Annotated in this window: 12 protein-coding genes; 3 read left to right on the top strand and 9 right to left on the bottom strand. The window is 32.1% G+C overall.

The window, feature by feature from the left end:
* Positions 1-20: 20 nt before the first annotated feature.
* The 8 genes from ACYEKI_RS07210 to ACYEKI_RS07175 all read right to left on the bottom strand — a co-directional run bounded on the left by ACYEKI_RS07210 (position 21) and on the right by ACYEKI_RS07175 (position 8992).
* Positions 21-2552, bottom strand: a complete 2532-nt coding sequence (locus ACYEKI_RS07210) for a hypothetical protein (RefSeq protein WP_459210497.1) — start codon at positions 2550-2552, stop codon at positions 21-23.
* On the bottom strand, positions 2552-3034 hold the full coding sequence (locus ACYEKI_RS07205; RefSeq protein WP_459210496.1) for a DUF4280 domain-containing protein: 483 nt from the start codon (positions 3032-3034) through the stop codon (positions 2552-2554). Before ACYEKI_RS07205 ends, ACYEKI_RS07210 begins: the two co-directional genes overlap by 1 nt.
* 6 nt (positions 3035-3040) lie before the next feature.
* The gene (locus tag ACYEKI_RS07200) at positions 3041-3523 is read right to left on the bottom strand and encodes a hypothetical protein (protein WP_459210495.1); all 483 of its coding nucleotides are present in this window, start codon (positions 3521-3523) and stop codon (positions 3041-3043) included.
* A 14-nt stretch (positions 3524-3537) separates the two neighbouring features.
* The gene (locus ACYEKI_RS07195; RefSeq protein WP_459210494.1) at positions 3538-4551 is read right to left on the bottom strand and encodes a hypothetical protein; all 1014 of its coding nucleotides are present in this window, start codon (positions 4549-4551) and stop codon (positions 3538-3540) included.
* A gap of 6 nt (positions 4552-4557) precedes the next feature.
* The gene (locus ACYEKI_RS07190; RefSeq protein ID WP_459210493.1) at positions 4558-5532 is read right to left on the bottom strand and encodes a DUF2931 family protein; all 975 of its coding nucleotides are present in this window, start codon (positions 5530-5532) and stop codon (positions 4558-4560) included.
* 70 nt (positions 5533-5602) lie between these two features.
* Positions 5603-7009 (bottom strand): phospholipase effector Tle1 domain-containing protein, encoded by a 1407-nt coding sequence (locus ACYEKI_RS07185; RefSeq protein WP_459210492.1) that lies wholly within the window; start codon positions 7007-7009, stop codon positions 5603-5605.
* Positions 6996-7169: a hypothetical protein gene (locus ACYEKI_RS07180; RefSeq protein ID WP_459210491.1), complete on the bottom strand. Its 174-nt coding sequence runs from the start codon at positions 7167-7169 to the stop codon at positions 6996-6998. Before ACYEKI_RS07180 ends, ACYEKI_RS07185 begins: the two co-directional genes overlap by 14 nt.
* A 2-nt stretch (positions 7170-7171) precedes the next feature.
* Positions 7172-8992 carry a type VI secretion system Vgr family protein gene (locus ACYEKI_RS07175; RefSeq protein ID WP_459210490.1) on the bottom strand — a complete coding sequence of 607 codons (1821 nt, stop codon included), beginning with the start codon at positions 8990-8992 and terminating at the stop codon, positions 7172-7174.
* A gap of 480 nt (positions 8993-9472) precedes the next feature.
* On the opposite strand from ACYEKI_RS07175, the gene ACYEKI_RS07170 reads away from it, so the two are divergent.
* Complete coding sequence (locus tag ACYEKI_RS07170) at positions 9473-9964, top strand: DUF6265 family protein (protein ID WP_459210489.1); 492 nt, start codon at positions 9473-9475, stop codon at positions 9962-9964.
* A 6-nt stretch (positions 9965-9970) separates the two neighbouring features.
* Positions 9971-10321: a hypothetical protein gene (locus ACYEKI_RS07165; protein WP_459210488.1), complete on the top strand. Its 351-nt coding sequence runs from the start codon at positions 9971-9973 to the stop codon at positions 10319-10321.
* Between the two features lie 366 nt (positions 10322-10687).
* On the opposite strand, the gene ACYEKI_RS07160 is transcribed toward ACYEKI_RS07165, so the two are convergent.
* Positions 10688-11158 carry a CBS domain-containing protein gene (locus tag ACYEKI_RS07160; protein ID WP_459210487.1) on the bottom strand — a complete coding sequence of 157 codons (471 nt, stop codon included), beginning with the start codon at positions 11156-11158 and terminating at the stop codon, positions 10688-10690.
* A gap of 186 nt (positions 11159-11344) precedes the next feature.
* On the opposite strand from ACYEKI_RS07160, the gene ACYEKI_RS07155 reads away from it, so the two are divergent.
* On the top strand, positions 11345-13714 hold the full coding sequence (locus tag ACYEKI_RS07155) for a M20/M25/M40 family metallo-hydrolase (protein WP_459210486.1): 2370 nt from the start codon (positions 11345-11347) through the stop codon (positions 13712-13714).
* Position 13715 lies beyond the last annotated feature (1 nt).

Raw genomic sequence — 13715 nt, 5'->3', positions numbered from 1 at the left:
ATTAGTATTCTTTTCATTATTTATAATTCAAATTCTGTTTTTAAACCCTCTAAAAACTTAATAGGATCATTATTTTTGGGTTTTTTAGATCTTCCATTTCTCCTACTTCTCTTAATATATGCTTCTACTTTTATTTGGAAACCATCAAAAACGAATTCTATATTTTTTTTATCACTTTGAGAATCATATCTACCTTTTAACACAAACTTAGCTCTAGCTTTACCTGATAATACAGCCTCACCCGAAATCATCCACGTATCTACTGCAACTTTACCACCTACATCAATTCCCATTTCTACTTCAGAATTAAAACTTGGGCTTTTTCCACTCCATTTTTTATCTCGTGTATGATAGGATACTTCTGCGATATTAAAACTTAATTTTCCGTAAACGACAAAATCTATATAATAATCTATTTCAACTGCACCAAAAGAAATAATATTGATTACATCAATAACTTTATTTATTCCTGCAATAACTTGACCTACTATTGGAATAAACTGGGCAAAAAATATTAAATCTAACCTACCCGTAGCTGATAATAATGGATCAGACCTAAATACTAGCGTATATAACATCCCCAAATGAGGGTTTGACATATCATTTGAATATTCTAATTTCCAGTTTAATCCACCACTAAACGAAGGTCTAGCTATATCAAATCGTATAGGTAATCCTCTTCCTATTCTGCTAAGAACATTTGTTTTTCCTTTAAGTCTACCACTTTTAACATCTTTTTCCACTTCTTTTGACTTAGATCCGCATATAATCTGATCAAACGCTTCATAAGCCCATAAAAAGATGTTAATCAATTTAAAAATTCTATTAACCGCTGATATTTCTATAGTTTGCTCTTTACCATTAACTACACATTTAATTTCAACTTGAAGATTATATGGAGAAGCTTTTTTTGATAAATTACGTTCTCGCCCATAAGCTAAGTTCTTATTCCTATTATAGAATTCTTTTAATTCAACTTCTCTCTTTTTGTATGTAGGGTTTTGCTTTACATAAGCAGGATTCTCTGTATTGAATTTAATATTGACAGTCCATTCAACATTTGGATAAATACTAACAGACAAAGGTCTTGTATACCTACAAGTAGCTATATGGATTAACTTCTTTTTGGGGCTTAAAAATGGTGCCCAGACAACTTGGGTTAATTTATTTACTAAATCTCTTTCTGGGTAATCGTAATCTGCTTTAAAATTTACTTTGGTATCACCATCTGACAGTGATTTTTCAGTAACTTCACCATCATTTATAATGCTAATTTTAGCATTCTTATGTCCGCTTTCACAGTTTGCCCTATCCAAACCACTTATAGCCACTTCTATTTTTGGTTTGTTGTTTTTATCTCCTGCTATTACTGCAAATGTCGGAACATTCTCGTTGGTAGATAAGCAACCATCAGTTTCTTCAAGAATGGTGTACTCTCGTTTTTCTGTAGTTTTTTTACCTGCATCATCTGTTTTTTCAATATCATGACTCACTGCAAGTTTTGTAAACCTACATTCTTCAAACTCCATAGTAACCACCTGAGATTCGTCTATCTGTGCTATCTGTGGTATTGCTTTTGCTTCTTCTTCATTAAAACTCCATACATCCTCATAAAACACTTCTTTTTGTATTTCTATTTTTACTTTACTTGAGTCTATAGGGTATTTAAAACTTTTAGAGTCTTTTGCTTTGAATGCTATTATAAAGTTATAGTTCTTGCTAGAATCTTCTTTATGATTCAGCTTTTCTATCCACTTTAAGTCTAAATACACTTTTTGTCTGATATAGGTAGCATTGTAAGCAGGTGTACCTTCAAATTGAGCTATTACATCTGCTTCTGTAAGCGTCAAAACCTCTAGTGTAGTTCCCTCACAATTGATAGTTATTGTTCCTGTAAAATCTTCAGGTAAGATATTATGAGTTTGTATGATAATCTCCATATAATCTCCATAATGTAATTTACCTTGTAGTTCTTGTAATTTTCCATCATAAGCACAGAGCATTTCTTGCCCTGTCATTTCATTTACTACAGCTGCTTTTATGTATGGCGGTGCTACGGGTATTAAAAAAGCGCCTTGACTTTTATATTCGGGATAATAATTACAAGCTTCTAACCAAATACCTTTACCTTCTACATTTCCATTATAACTTATAGTTTGCTTAGATTTATAAATAAACTCTCCATTTTTTATGTCAAAAGATCTTATATAATTTACACCAACACCTTTATCTCTCCATTTGCCTTTTTCCCTATCTAAGAAATCTAAAAACTCATGTAAAGGCATATCGGCTGCACCACTTTTCCATGGCAAAAATGGTTTTTCGTCGCCCGCTCCTTGTTTAAATTTCATAGCTGCTTGAGCTACCCAATATACACGTTCTTGGGTTTCTTTAACGTTTATAGTTCCTTCGGTAGCTAGCAATCTAAAACCGATACCTTGCCCTTTGGGTATTTCAAATACTTTATAAGAGTTTCCAGAAACAGTTCGTTGTTTTTCTACAACTTTGCTAAGGTCTTTATCTTTTACTATTATCTCTTTTTTTGAAGCCATTATTCAATTGCTTTAAGATTATGACTACCTTCAGTGTCTTCTGTATTATCTGCTATTAATGGATTTATTTGATCCATAACCTCCTCATCAGCCTCTTCTTCTTGTTCCTTGGTCGTTTTTGCTGTTTGTCCATGGAAAGTGATGCTTATACAAGGAGCTCCTGCAATAGGACACATAGCTTTGCTATTCTCCAAAATAGGATTACCTCCATTATCCAGTGTTACTTTATCATAGAAATCAACCCATTCTACCACCTGTGATTGACAAGGTTTATATCCTCCTGGAATAGGTTGCAGTTTACAATTACCAAAAGTTTTCTTCTCAAATGGTTGCCCCTTATCCATTGTGGATACAATCATCTTCTTACTTCCGTCAGGATCATTCACAAATTGTCTATGTTGACTTACTGAAATGATCTTATCAGGCATAGTACCGAATTGGCATTCGCATTCTGCTTCTTGACATACTATTGCTTTTCCCATATTCTTCTAATTTGTTAAACAACCATATTTAGTAACAATTTCTAAAGGACTGTTTGGCTTAGGCTTTCGCCATATTGTCTTTTTCTTAATATTTAGAGTATCTATAATCTCATTATTGGTATTATAGTGGTATATCTTCAAAAGTTTGTACATAGGTGTACTACAGATATAGTTTATATCATATACTGTATAAGCATAATCTTCATAAGCTTTTGCTAAATCAATATTTCCTTTTTTTTGAGCAGATACCACAAACTTAATTACCTCTTTTTGAGTAACATCTTTTGGTTTGTTATATTTAAATAAAAGTCGTTTATAAACTTCTACAGAAGGGTCATTTTCTACTGCTTCTTTTAAATATGCTTTCTCTTCTGAATTATCAAGATGTTTTATCGCATATTTATACGCTCCATTACCATAAAAAGGATCCCATTCTTGACAATATATCGCTCCGCTAAAAATGAACATTACAAAAACTAATAATCTCATAATCCAATATTTTATTATTTCCATATTTGCCACCATTTAGCTCCCTCGGGTATATAGACATCTCTTCTTTTTTCATCTTCTATTTTTCTAGCTTGAGTCTTATCCATATTCTGTTGCCAAATAGCACTAAAATGTATAGTCTTGTTTGTTATATTCTTTGTATAATTAAATATGCCATCAACTCGCAAAAGTGTATGATCTTTACTATCTAGTTGATATTGTATGTTGGTTTCTCCTTGGCTCAGGTTTCCTATACCTTGCATAGTTCCTTTATAATCTATACACACACGCATATTCTCTTTTATTACGGGATTGAGAACTTGATTTCCTATAAAACGTACTTTTTGAAATCTTGAAAACCATTTAAATTCTTTTACTACAGGCTGTGTATGTGTTTTACTATAATTTAAATAAAGCTTGCTGAACAAAATATCATACAGTACATCGTTGTTCATGCTTCTTAGTATCTCCTTTGAGTTATTGACAGCTTTGTCCATTCTGCTGCAATATTTTTGAAAAGGTTCACCAGTATAAAGCTTTGAAAGTTCTAGCTTTAATGTTTCCCAACGTTCTTGAATTTCTTTTTGATTAGCAATCGCTATAATTTGCCCTTGTTGATTGACACTTACTTGTAATGGATATAAGCAATTGGCACTTTTTTCTGCCAATTGTTCTAATGTACTATCTAGCTCTTTTCCATCTTTAAAGAAACGTTTCCGAACAAGGGTATATGTAAAAATATCTTTTTTGTATCCTTCACATTTCACTTCCAACAAATACTGGATTCTTTTTTGGTTGTTATAATTGATCTTTATTCCATAGGTACGATGCAAAAAACGTGTCTTATTTAGAATAGACCAATAATGTAATTTCCGTTTAAAAGGAATATATTCAGACTCTTGTTCTTTTTCATTATCTGTGATACTTATGTTGGAACTGTCCTCCTTATCATTTTTCGATATGAAGGTAGATTGCTCCTGGATTAAAGAATCATCGTCTATTAATAATGAAGAGCGCTTTTGGGTCATTTAAAATTATTTTTCAGGATGACGATATACATTTATACTGTCTGTTTTTATCTCTGTTTTTATGTTTTCATTCTGTAAATAAACCTTAATAGTTGTCTTGTTATTTACTGTATTTACATCATAAACCATACTTGCAGAATCTTCTTCTTTTTCGTACGTTTTTTTAAAAGCTTCAAAGATGCTTTCTTCATTAAAAAAAACATCGGCATCATAGGTCTTCTCTTCTGGGGTAACCCAACGTAACCATCCTTGATAAGGTAATGCTCTTTGTAGAGGCTGATTTACATTATATTCCTTAAGTTGTATAGTTTCTTTTTCCCCATTGTAATAGTAATATTCTATTCCTATTAGTTTTTTGTCTTTTAAACCTGTCGTATGCCAAGTATATTTTTTTCGATAACTATCCCATAAGCCAAATGGTGGTCCTGTGGTGGCTAATTGTTGCTGGATTTCAGGACTCAAATCTTCATCAATAAAACTCTGACAATATTCTTCTAAGGTTTGATCTATTCCTTGTGGAGCTAAATCTTTATAAGTAATCTTATTAGTCTTTGTACCCTTATAATAGCCGACTTCTACTTGAGATAGTATACCTTCTAGCCATACAGCTAATACACCACCAGGGGCAGTACTTACTTTAAAAGTAAAATTATGATTAGTTGCCCTATCATCCCTATTGATATTTATTTCTCCTTTTTCAAAAATCTCTTTAATCTTTACAGTGTCCAATTCAAAATCCCCCAAATAGGCCTGTTTTTCTGTTGTAGATACCCAAACCGCAATAAGACGATGTGGTAATGGTGAAGGACGCTCAGTCCTAGACCTACCACCCCAACCCCAACCATTTTGATAACCTGCAGCACCTGCAGGCACTGACTTACTGCCACCTTCATAAATAAAATCGGCATAATAAAATACCCCAGGATAATTTTTTGGGGCACCACCTTCTACATCCCATTTATATGATTTCGGTTTATCCATATTATTATTTTTACAGCCTAAGATTAAACTGATAATACTTATTATTAGTATAATTTTATTACGTATCATCTTACCCTGGTATAATTAATCGTCCTCCTTCTCTAGGTGCCATAGGTTCCGCCACTCCTGCAGTATTTTTGTAGTGATGTGAAATATGTAAGTATTTGTTTCTTAACTCCTTTAGCATAACATGATCAGCTAATTGTTTTGCCGTAAACGTATTTCCTGATGTTAATACCAAACCATTACCTCCTTTAACATAACTATCTAAACGTGTCTTCACACTTGTTAAAAATGTATCTAAAGGAAAATCTCTTTCTAATTTAACTTCTTTAAATTCTATTTTCCCTTCACTTTTAGCAAATTGCATCATATAGCGCAGTGGAATAAAACTGTATTTGTTAGACAAATTAGTGCGATAACCATATATTTCATTTCGGCCACTATAATCTATAATAATCTCGTCCTCTAGATACCAACCTTCATCAATATAGCGCTGACGTTCTGCAATAATAGGGTCGTTTGACCAATCGTAAATATCATACAATAAAATCCCATTTTCATCCATGCTGTCTATATAGCCACCACCAATATCAGAATGTACACCTGGCAGTTCTATAGTCTTTCCTTTACGCGCACTATTGATATTAGTAAGTGAGAAGTTTTCTCGTAATTCATTTTCGGCTGTTAAGTGAAGTGTATAGTTAGCAGCTCCTAAGCTATTTAAATTGAGTTCTCCTACATCATTTTCAAAATTTGGTGAAACATCAATCCATTGCCCCATACCTAGTGGTTGATAAGAGGATACTGTGTCATATAAACCTACAAAGTTTACAATAACATTCCCTATAGTTTGTGGTAAAGTCGAAAACGATACTCCTAAATGCCCATGAGGTTGTTGTTCGTCATTATCGTCTTCACGCATATTAACAAAGCCAACTTCGTGTACAAAATTACGAGCGGCAGCGGCTCCGCGACTAAACCCAAATACATTAAAAGTAAAATCGACAGTTTTAGATTTTTTTATTGATTTTTGAATCTTTTCTAAAATTTTATCACAACCAATTTTTACCTTGCCTAAAACACCTGTATCGTCGTTACTGTCAAAAGCTCCTCTATTTCTAGAGCCGTAAGCGTAACCATCTTGTTGGTCTTCTCCATAATCTAGAGTTCCTATCCCCTCGGTATAAATAGAAAATACCTCTTGTTGGTCTTGTATTATATATTCTTCTAATCTAGAGACATTAGATTCGTCATTATAATAGCTCGTATCTTCTCCTTCAGCTTGAATAAAACCATCAGGGTTATCTGCTTGATTATAAGGAAGTCCATTTGATCGCCTCTCATTTGCTACTCTAGATCGTGTGTTACTTCGGTTATTTAAGGTACCGTCAAAAAAAATGTTTACGATAATACTTTTATCACTTTGTAATTTATCTCTGGTAGGCTCATATGTTCCAAAATTAACTCCCCCCATCTCCTTTTATATTTATTTTAGCCTTACTGTTTAATTTTACCTCGCCATCACCTGCTTCTATTTTTATAGTCTCTGCTAAATTTGTAATGTTTTTTGCTTTTAACACATAGTTTTTCCTTGCTGTTTTCTCTATGTTTACAGCTCTTTTGGTGATTGCCATAATTAAAAAAGATTAGATTTTTCTGAAGCGTTAATATTAACAGTTTTAGAGCTTAAAATATCTATATCTTCTTTTATGCTATTAATCGTTACTTTAGCCCCATACACATCAGATTGTATAGATTCTCTTTTGTAGTCTTTATCCGCAATTTCTATAATATTGTTACTTTTTTCTTTGATATCTCCACTGGCATTTTGAAGTATATCTTTTCCTGCTCTTGAGGAAATATTTTTTCCTGCATTCTCATCAATATTATCACCTGCATTTACGATAATGTTTTTACCTGCAGTAATATTTATATTTTCACCCGCATTAATAGTTATATCTTTTAATGCATTGATAGTAATAGATTCACCAGCAGTATCGATAACCAAATTATTCCCTTTTCTATCTGTAATCGTAATAGATTCAGCCTTATCAGTATCATTAAATTCTACGACATGCCCTGATCGTGTAATAATACTTTTGTAGTTATTATTGTGTTTTCCTCCTGATCCATTAGTTCCATGATATACACTTCCCATTACAAAAGGACGATTAGGATCATTATATCTAAATCCTACCATCACTTGATCCCCTACTTCTGGAATGAATACTTGTCCTCTATTGCGACTGTGATTTGAAGAACTTCCTGCATTGGGTGTTAATACACGTATCCAAGCTGTTTTCATATCACCAGTTTGCCATTGCATTTGCACTTGTATACGTCCTTTACCCATTGGGTCTGCATTACTAATTACCTCTGCTAATTGAGAATGTGCTTGTGGACGATGGTATTGTTGATTAGGCAAATACACAATACCTGCAGGTACCGCTTTAAATTGATTTTCATACTCTAAACGTCCCGAAAAATGATGGTTTATTTGAGTAATAATATATTCTCCCAAAGGCTTGATTTCAAAACTTTTCATATCATACCTAGAAGCTTGTATTTTAATTATACTTCCTACTGTCAAATCTTTTTGACTACTTTTTGCTTCTATAGTATGTAAATTGGCTGCTAATGCACTTTGTTCAGATTCTACAGCTTGGTCCAATTCACCTTTATGTTTTGTTCTTCCCCATAAATAACCTTGATGACCATCTGGATACATTTCTTTGGAGGTTTCAAACGCATGATGTGCCAATTCGTTAAGGCCTTCCACATTTTTATTACTATTACTCCTATGCATAGTATGGTTCATCGAATCATAACTATAACGATCTTGATGTGGTGCTGTAGTATCAATTCCTATTTTCATTTCGGTAATTTCTTTACCGTATTCTATAGAAACAGCTTCAGGTTCTTTTGGTTTACCAAAATTTAATTGCTTCCCATCATAATACAACCAGTCATGGTATTCTTGTGCAAGTCGCTGCAAAAACTGAAAATTGGTTTCCTGATACTGAGCTTGATAATTTATTTTCTGTCGGTAGTTTGGTCGTATTTGTTTTGCAAAAGTAGTTTGCTGTAAAACTTCTTTTATGATACTCTCTAGATCTTTTTCTCTCCAGCTCTTCAGTTTCCTTACCTTATCCAATAGAATGGTTTTGGAATACCCTTTTAAATGCAATAAACTATGATGTCCATCTGTTTGCACCATTTTTAATTGTGTCACAATTCCGATAAATTCTTGCTTTTTTTGAGTAATGACAATAGTCTTTCCTAACCATGTCTGTGCTCGATCTAGAGTAAAGGATCCTTCATTTTCTTTTACATCTGCATCTATCCATAGTTCAAACTCATGATGATTCTGCATTTGTTGATTTAAACGAAGTTCTTCGAAACTATGTAAGTTTTCTCCGCCAATGCTAATAATAACTTGACTTTCTGCTGGTTTCATTCGATTTATTTTTTTATGATTTGGTAAAATGAGGTATACAAATAGCTACTATGAATATCATAAAAACATCCTAGCATCTTGTATTATTACAAGTCTTTTAAAATTAAATAAAACCTATTTTTTAAAGTAAGGTGAGTCTAAAAAGGGGTATATTATTAAACATTTAATTTGATTTTTTATGAAACTATATTTATTGATTAAGATCTAGTTACTATATTCTAATCAGCTGATTATTTCCTTAAGAATATAGCAGTTTATCTTTTTTGACCTAGTATAAATCTATTAAATACTTTTGTCATATTCATATACAGAATTACGCATTAACTTTTTCTTAACACATCGATTACACTCAGTAAACTTTCACCCGAAATCAAAACTATAGCCGAGATTCCTCCTAATACATACCGACTAGCTCAGGGTGTTTTTTTAATCTCTGCTTGATTTTCCTTATATTATTAACTGTTATTCAAAATACAACCCATGAAGTTTATTTATACACTTCTTTTTTGTTTAAGTTTTATTGGTCTTCAGGCGCAACACACACTTAAATATCAAGAAAATCATGTAGCTACTAAAGCCTCGCTACAAGATATCTCATGGATTAGTGGTTATTGGACTGGCGAAGCTTTTGGTGGTAAAACGGAAGAAATATGGAGTAATCCATTAGGCAACTCTATGATGTTTTCATTTAAATTGGTAGTTGATAATCAAGTTAAGTTTTATGAACTAGGTACTATCACCGAAAAAGACAATACACTTTTACTCCAACTCAAACATTTTGATGCAAATCTACATGGTTGGGAAGAAAAAGAAGAAACCGTTGATTTTAAATTTATCAAATTAGATGGCAATAAAGTCTTCTTTGATCAATTTACTTTTGAAAAAATCAGTGACACAGAAATGAATATTTATGTTGTTATTCATAATAATGGAAAAGAAAAAGAAGCCAAATTTAACTATCACAAACAATAAGTCTTTATGGCAAAACAATGTTTAGAATGTGGTGAAGCTATTATCGGACGAATCGATAAAAAGTTTTGTAATGATTATTGTCGTAATGCATATAACAATAAAGTCAACAAGGATAGTAAAAACTTGATCAGAAATATCAATAATCGTTTACGTAAAAATTATAGAATTCTAGAATCGCTAAACCCAAATGAAAAATCTAAAGCTACACGAAATCAATTAATAGCAAAAGGTTTTGATTTTAACTATATCACCAGTATTTACACCACAAAATCTGGTACTATTTATTATTTTGTTTATGATCAAGGGTATTTACCATTAGAGAATGATTATTATGCTCTGGTTAAACGCAATAGTTAATATAGTTTCTCAACAATAACGATTGCTTATTTTTCGCTGAGCGGAATCGAAGTGACTCAAAAACTACTTAACTAACCAACTCCAATATTAGCTAATTTTACGCTTCTCTCATTGCAAATTTTACGTTATACTTTCGATAGGCCGTTACAGGAATATCGAATACTAAATCAAGAATATCAATTGGTAATTTTAGATTTGTTTACTCAAAAAATATCAAACTACCTCTGAATCATCTACTAAAACACTTTTAACTTTTCTATTTAGTGTTTTACATTTTTAGTGTATGTTTTTAAGTATTCTTAGGTATAAAAAAATCGTTCAGAAATTATGTTATTCTGAACGATTATCATTTGTTCTTCAAGTAATTTACTTGTCTCTCCATCGCTGTCCGTTTAATTTTAAGACTGCTTTTAAAATGTCTTTCTGACTTATCAATCCTATTAATTTTCCATTTTCAATGATAGGAAACCTCCTTCTTTTGGATTGTAAAAATTGATTTGCCGCGTCAAAAATACTCACGTTACCTTCAATCGTTTCAACATTTTTCACCATAAACTTTTCGACATTAAAGTTTTCCATAGGCATATTATAGTATCGACTTTCGTTGATTTGCTTTATACAATCTCCTTCAGAAATAATACCTAGCAATTCATTCTCTTTCCCTACAACTGGTCCGCCCGATATCTTATGCTTAATTAATGTCTCCATAACCTCTAATACGGATTGATCCGGATTAAAAGTGATTAATTTTTTAGACATGTAATCAGACACCTGAATCGGTAATTCGGCAGTTGGTTTCGTTTTGGAGCGCGCTCCTCTAAAATTAAATATACCCATAGACGCTTAGCTTTTCTTTTAATATAATGATTTCAAAACACTTAAGCAACTTTTACTTTTTATAAACCTTTGATTCAGCATTATTTAGTACATTTAATACCAGTTATTAATAGTAAATTTCTATTAATACTAAAATCACTCAACATCAAATCACTTAAAACTAACATTAAAGCATCTTTTGCTATCATGAAAAAACTTTCATTACTTATTTCATTTGTTCTTTTATTAATAGCTGCCTGGTTTAGCTTGTATAGAAGTACACCTCATTCTATTAGCGGATTAGACACTCCATCTGAAGAATTTTCTACTTTACGAGCACTTGATTTTGTCAAAAATATTGCCAAAGCTCCACATTATCTAGGTAGTACAGCTCACGAAGAAAGCAAACGATATATTATAAACGAGTTACAGAAAATGGGACTTCAAACTCAGATTCAAGAAGGGTATTCGATTTATAAAACAGGGGAACTAAGTCAACCTCAAAATATTATTGCTCGAATCAAAGGATCTGATTCAAAAAAGGCTTTAGTATTATTATCACACTATGATAGTGACCCACATTCTGCTGTTGGTGCTAGTGATGCTGCTAGTGGTGTTGCTACAATATTAGAAGGTGTAAGAGCTTTTTTGGCAACCAACAAAAAGCCTAAAAATGATATTATTATTTGTTTTACAGACGGTGAAGAACTAGGTCTTAACGGAGCTAAACTTTTTGTAAATAAACACCCTTGGGCAAAAAAGGTAGGACTCGTTCTTAACTTTGAAGCTCGTGGTAGTGGTGGTGAATCTTTTATGCTCGTAGAAACAAATACTAAAAATGGGCAATTAATTGAAGAGTTTACAAATGCTAATCCCTCGCATCCAGCTGCAAACTCATTGGCTTATAGTATTTATAAAATGTTACCTAATGATACTGATCTTACTGTTTTTAGAGAAGAAGCAGATATAGAAGGATTCAATTTTGCTTTTATCGGAGATCATTTTGATTATCATACTGCAAATGATACTTGGGAAAATTTAGACCTAAATACATTACAACATCAAGGGAGTTATTTAATGCCTTTGCTAAATTATTTTGCAGATGCTGATCTTTCTTCTTTAAAATCAAATCAAGATTATATCTATTTTGATGTACCTGTTTTTAAGCTTGTTAAATATCCTTTTAGTTGGATTTTCCCTATGCTATTTTTTGCTATCATTCTTTTTATAGCGATAATTATTTATGGAAAATCTAAACAGCGTATTCATTTTAAATTTGTTTTTAAAGGATTATGGACTGTACTACTCTCATTAATACTCACTGGTGCAATTGGTTTTGGATTATGGAAAGTTATTAGTTTAATCTATCCACATTATAGTGAGATACAACATGGTTTTACTTATAACGGTTATACCTATATTCTTGTTTTTGTTGCCTTAGCATTAGCTATATCATTTAAGATATACGGTAAATTCAATTATCAAGAAGAAGTTCCAAGTATGCTAGTAGCTCCATTATTTTTGTGGCTTGTCGTATCTGCTATGGTAGCGATCTATTTAAAAGGAGCCAGTTATTTTATCATTCCTGCATTTTTTGGATTAATTAGTTTATGGATCACTATAAGACAAAAAGAACCTAACAGTTATTTATTAACCATATTAGCATTGCCTGCTATATTTATTATTACTCCATTTATCAAAGCTTTTCCTGTAGCACTAGGCTTAGGCATCACCTTTGTATCTGGAATCTTAACTGTTTTCTTATTCTCATTACTACTTCCTGTTCTTGCTTTTATTACTAAAAAACACTTATTAAGTCATCTTGCTTTTGGAGTAACTCTTGTTGCTTTAATTTATGCGCATACTACTTCTAGTTTTGCTGAGGGGAGACAAAAACCTAATAGTTTGGTTTACTTTTTAGATAAGGATACAAATGAAGCCACTTGGGCAACTTATGATCAAATTCTTGACCCATGGACAGAAAAATATATTAACGTTGCTCAAAACGACGCTCAACGTTATAATACAATGCAATTGGACAGTAAATATGGAAAGCAATTTAGCTTTACTACAAAAACCGATGTTAAAGACATTCCTGAACCTAATTTTATCATTGTAAATGATGCTATTATTCAAGATCAAAGAACAGTTACTTTAGCCATTACACCGCGACGTAGTATTAACCGTATGGATGTTTATACCAACACAATATTTAATTTTGACGCTATGGAAGCTAATGGAGTGACTACCGAGGATTTTAACTATGGAAATAAAACCTATAATGCTTTTACCAAAAGATGGAAAAAAGGACTTGTTACTTATCATGTAAACAAAAACAGGCCTTTGCAGTTAAAAATGACTTTTCATAAAGATTCAGTACCTACATTTACTGTAATTGAATCTTCTTTTGATCTTTTATCTCATCCAAAATTCACTATCGAAAACCGTTCAAAAGATATGATGCCAAAGCCGTTTACTATTAACGATGCTGTGATGACCAAAAAGAGTTTTAAGTTAATCTATACTCCACCAAAGAAAGTTGTGGATTCTTTATCTTTGCCGCTCAAAGAAAATTAAA

The organism is Aquimarina rhabdastrellae, from assembly GCA_947387485.1.
Taxonomy (GTDB): domain Bacteria; phylum Bacteroidota; class Bacteroidia; order Flavobacteriales; family Flavobacteriaceae; genus Aquimarina.
The sequence above is the reverse complement of the archived record's forward strand: the minus strand, read 5'-3'. Positions and strand labels throughout refer to the sequence as shown.

Excerpts from the sequence above, each read along its gene's own strand:
- ACYEKI_RS07185 (WP_459210492.1), bottom strand. The coding sequence starts at position 7,009 with ATGGGGGGAGTTAATTTTGGAACATATGAGCCTACCAGAGATAAATTA.
- ACYEKI_RS07195 (WP_459210494.1), bottom strand. The coding sequence starts at position 4,551 with ATGACCCAAAAGCGCTCTTCATTATTAATAGACGATGATTCTTTAATC.
- ACYEKI_RS07180 (WP_459210491.1), bottom strand. The coding sequence starts at position 7,169 with ATGGCAATCACCAAAAGAGCTGTAAACATAGAGAAAACAGCAAGGAAA.
- ACYEKI_RS07165 (WP_459210488.1), top strand. The coding sequence starts at position 9,971 with ATGGCAAAACAATGTTTAGAATGTGGTGAAGCTATTATCGGACGAATC.
- ACYEKI_RS07205 (WP_459210496.1), bottom strand. The coding sequence starts at position 3,034 with ATGGGAAAAGCAATAGTATGTCAAGAAGCAGAATGCGAATGCCAATTC.
- ACYEKI_RS07160 (WP_459210487.1), bottom strand. The coding sequence starts at position 11,158 with ATGGGTATATTTAATTTTAGAGGAGCGCGCTCCAAAACGAAACCAACT.
- ACYEKI_RS07190 (WP_459210493.1), bottom strand. The coding sequence starts at position 5,532 with ATGGATAAACCGAAATCATATAAATGGGATGTAGAAGGTGGTGCCCCA.
- ACYEKI_RS07170 (WP_459210489.1), top strand. The coding sequence starts at position 9,473 with ATGAAGTTTATTTATACACTTCTTTTTTGTTTAAGTTTTATTGGTCTT.
- ACYEKI_RS07175 (WP_459210490.1), bottom strand. The coding sequence starts at position 8,992 with ATGAAACCAGCAGAAAGTCAAGTTATTATTAGCATTGGCGGAGAAAAC.
- ACYEKI_RS07200 (WP_459210495.1), bottom strand. The coding sequence starts at position 3,523 with ATGAGATTATTAGTTTTTGTAATGTTCATTTTTAGCGGAGCGATATAT.
- ACYEKI_RS07155 (WP_459210486.1), top strand. The coding sequence starts at position 11,345 with ATGAAAAAACTTTCATTACTTATTTCATTTGTTCTTTTATTAATAGCT.
- ACYEKI_RS07210 (WP_459210497.1), bottom strand. The coding sequence starts at position 2,552 with ATGGCTTCAAAAAAAGAGATAATAGTAAAAGATAAAGACCTTAGCAAA.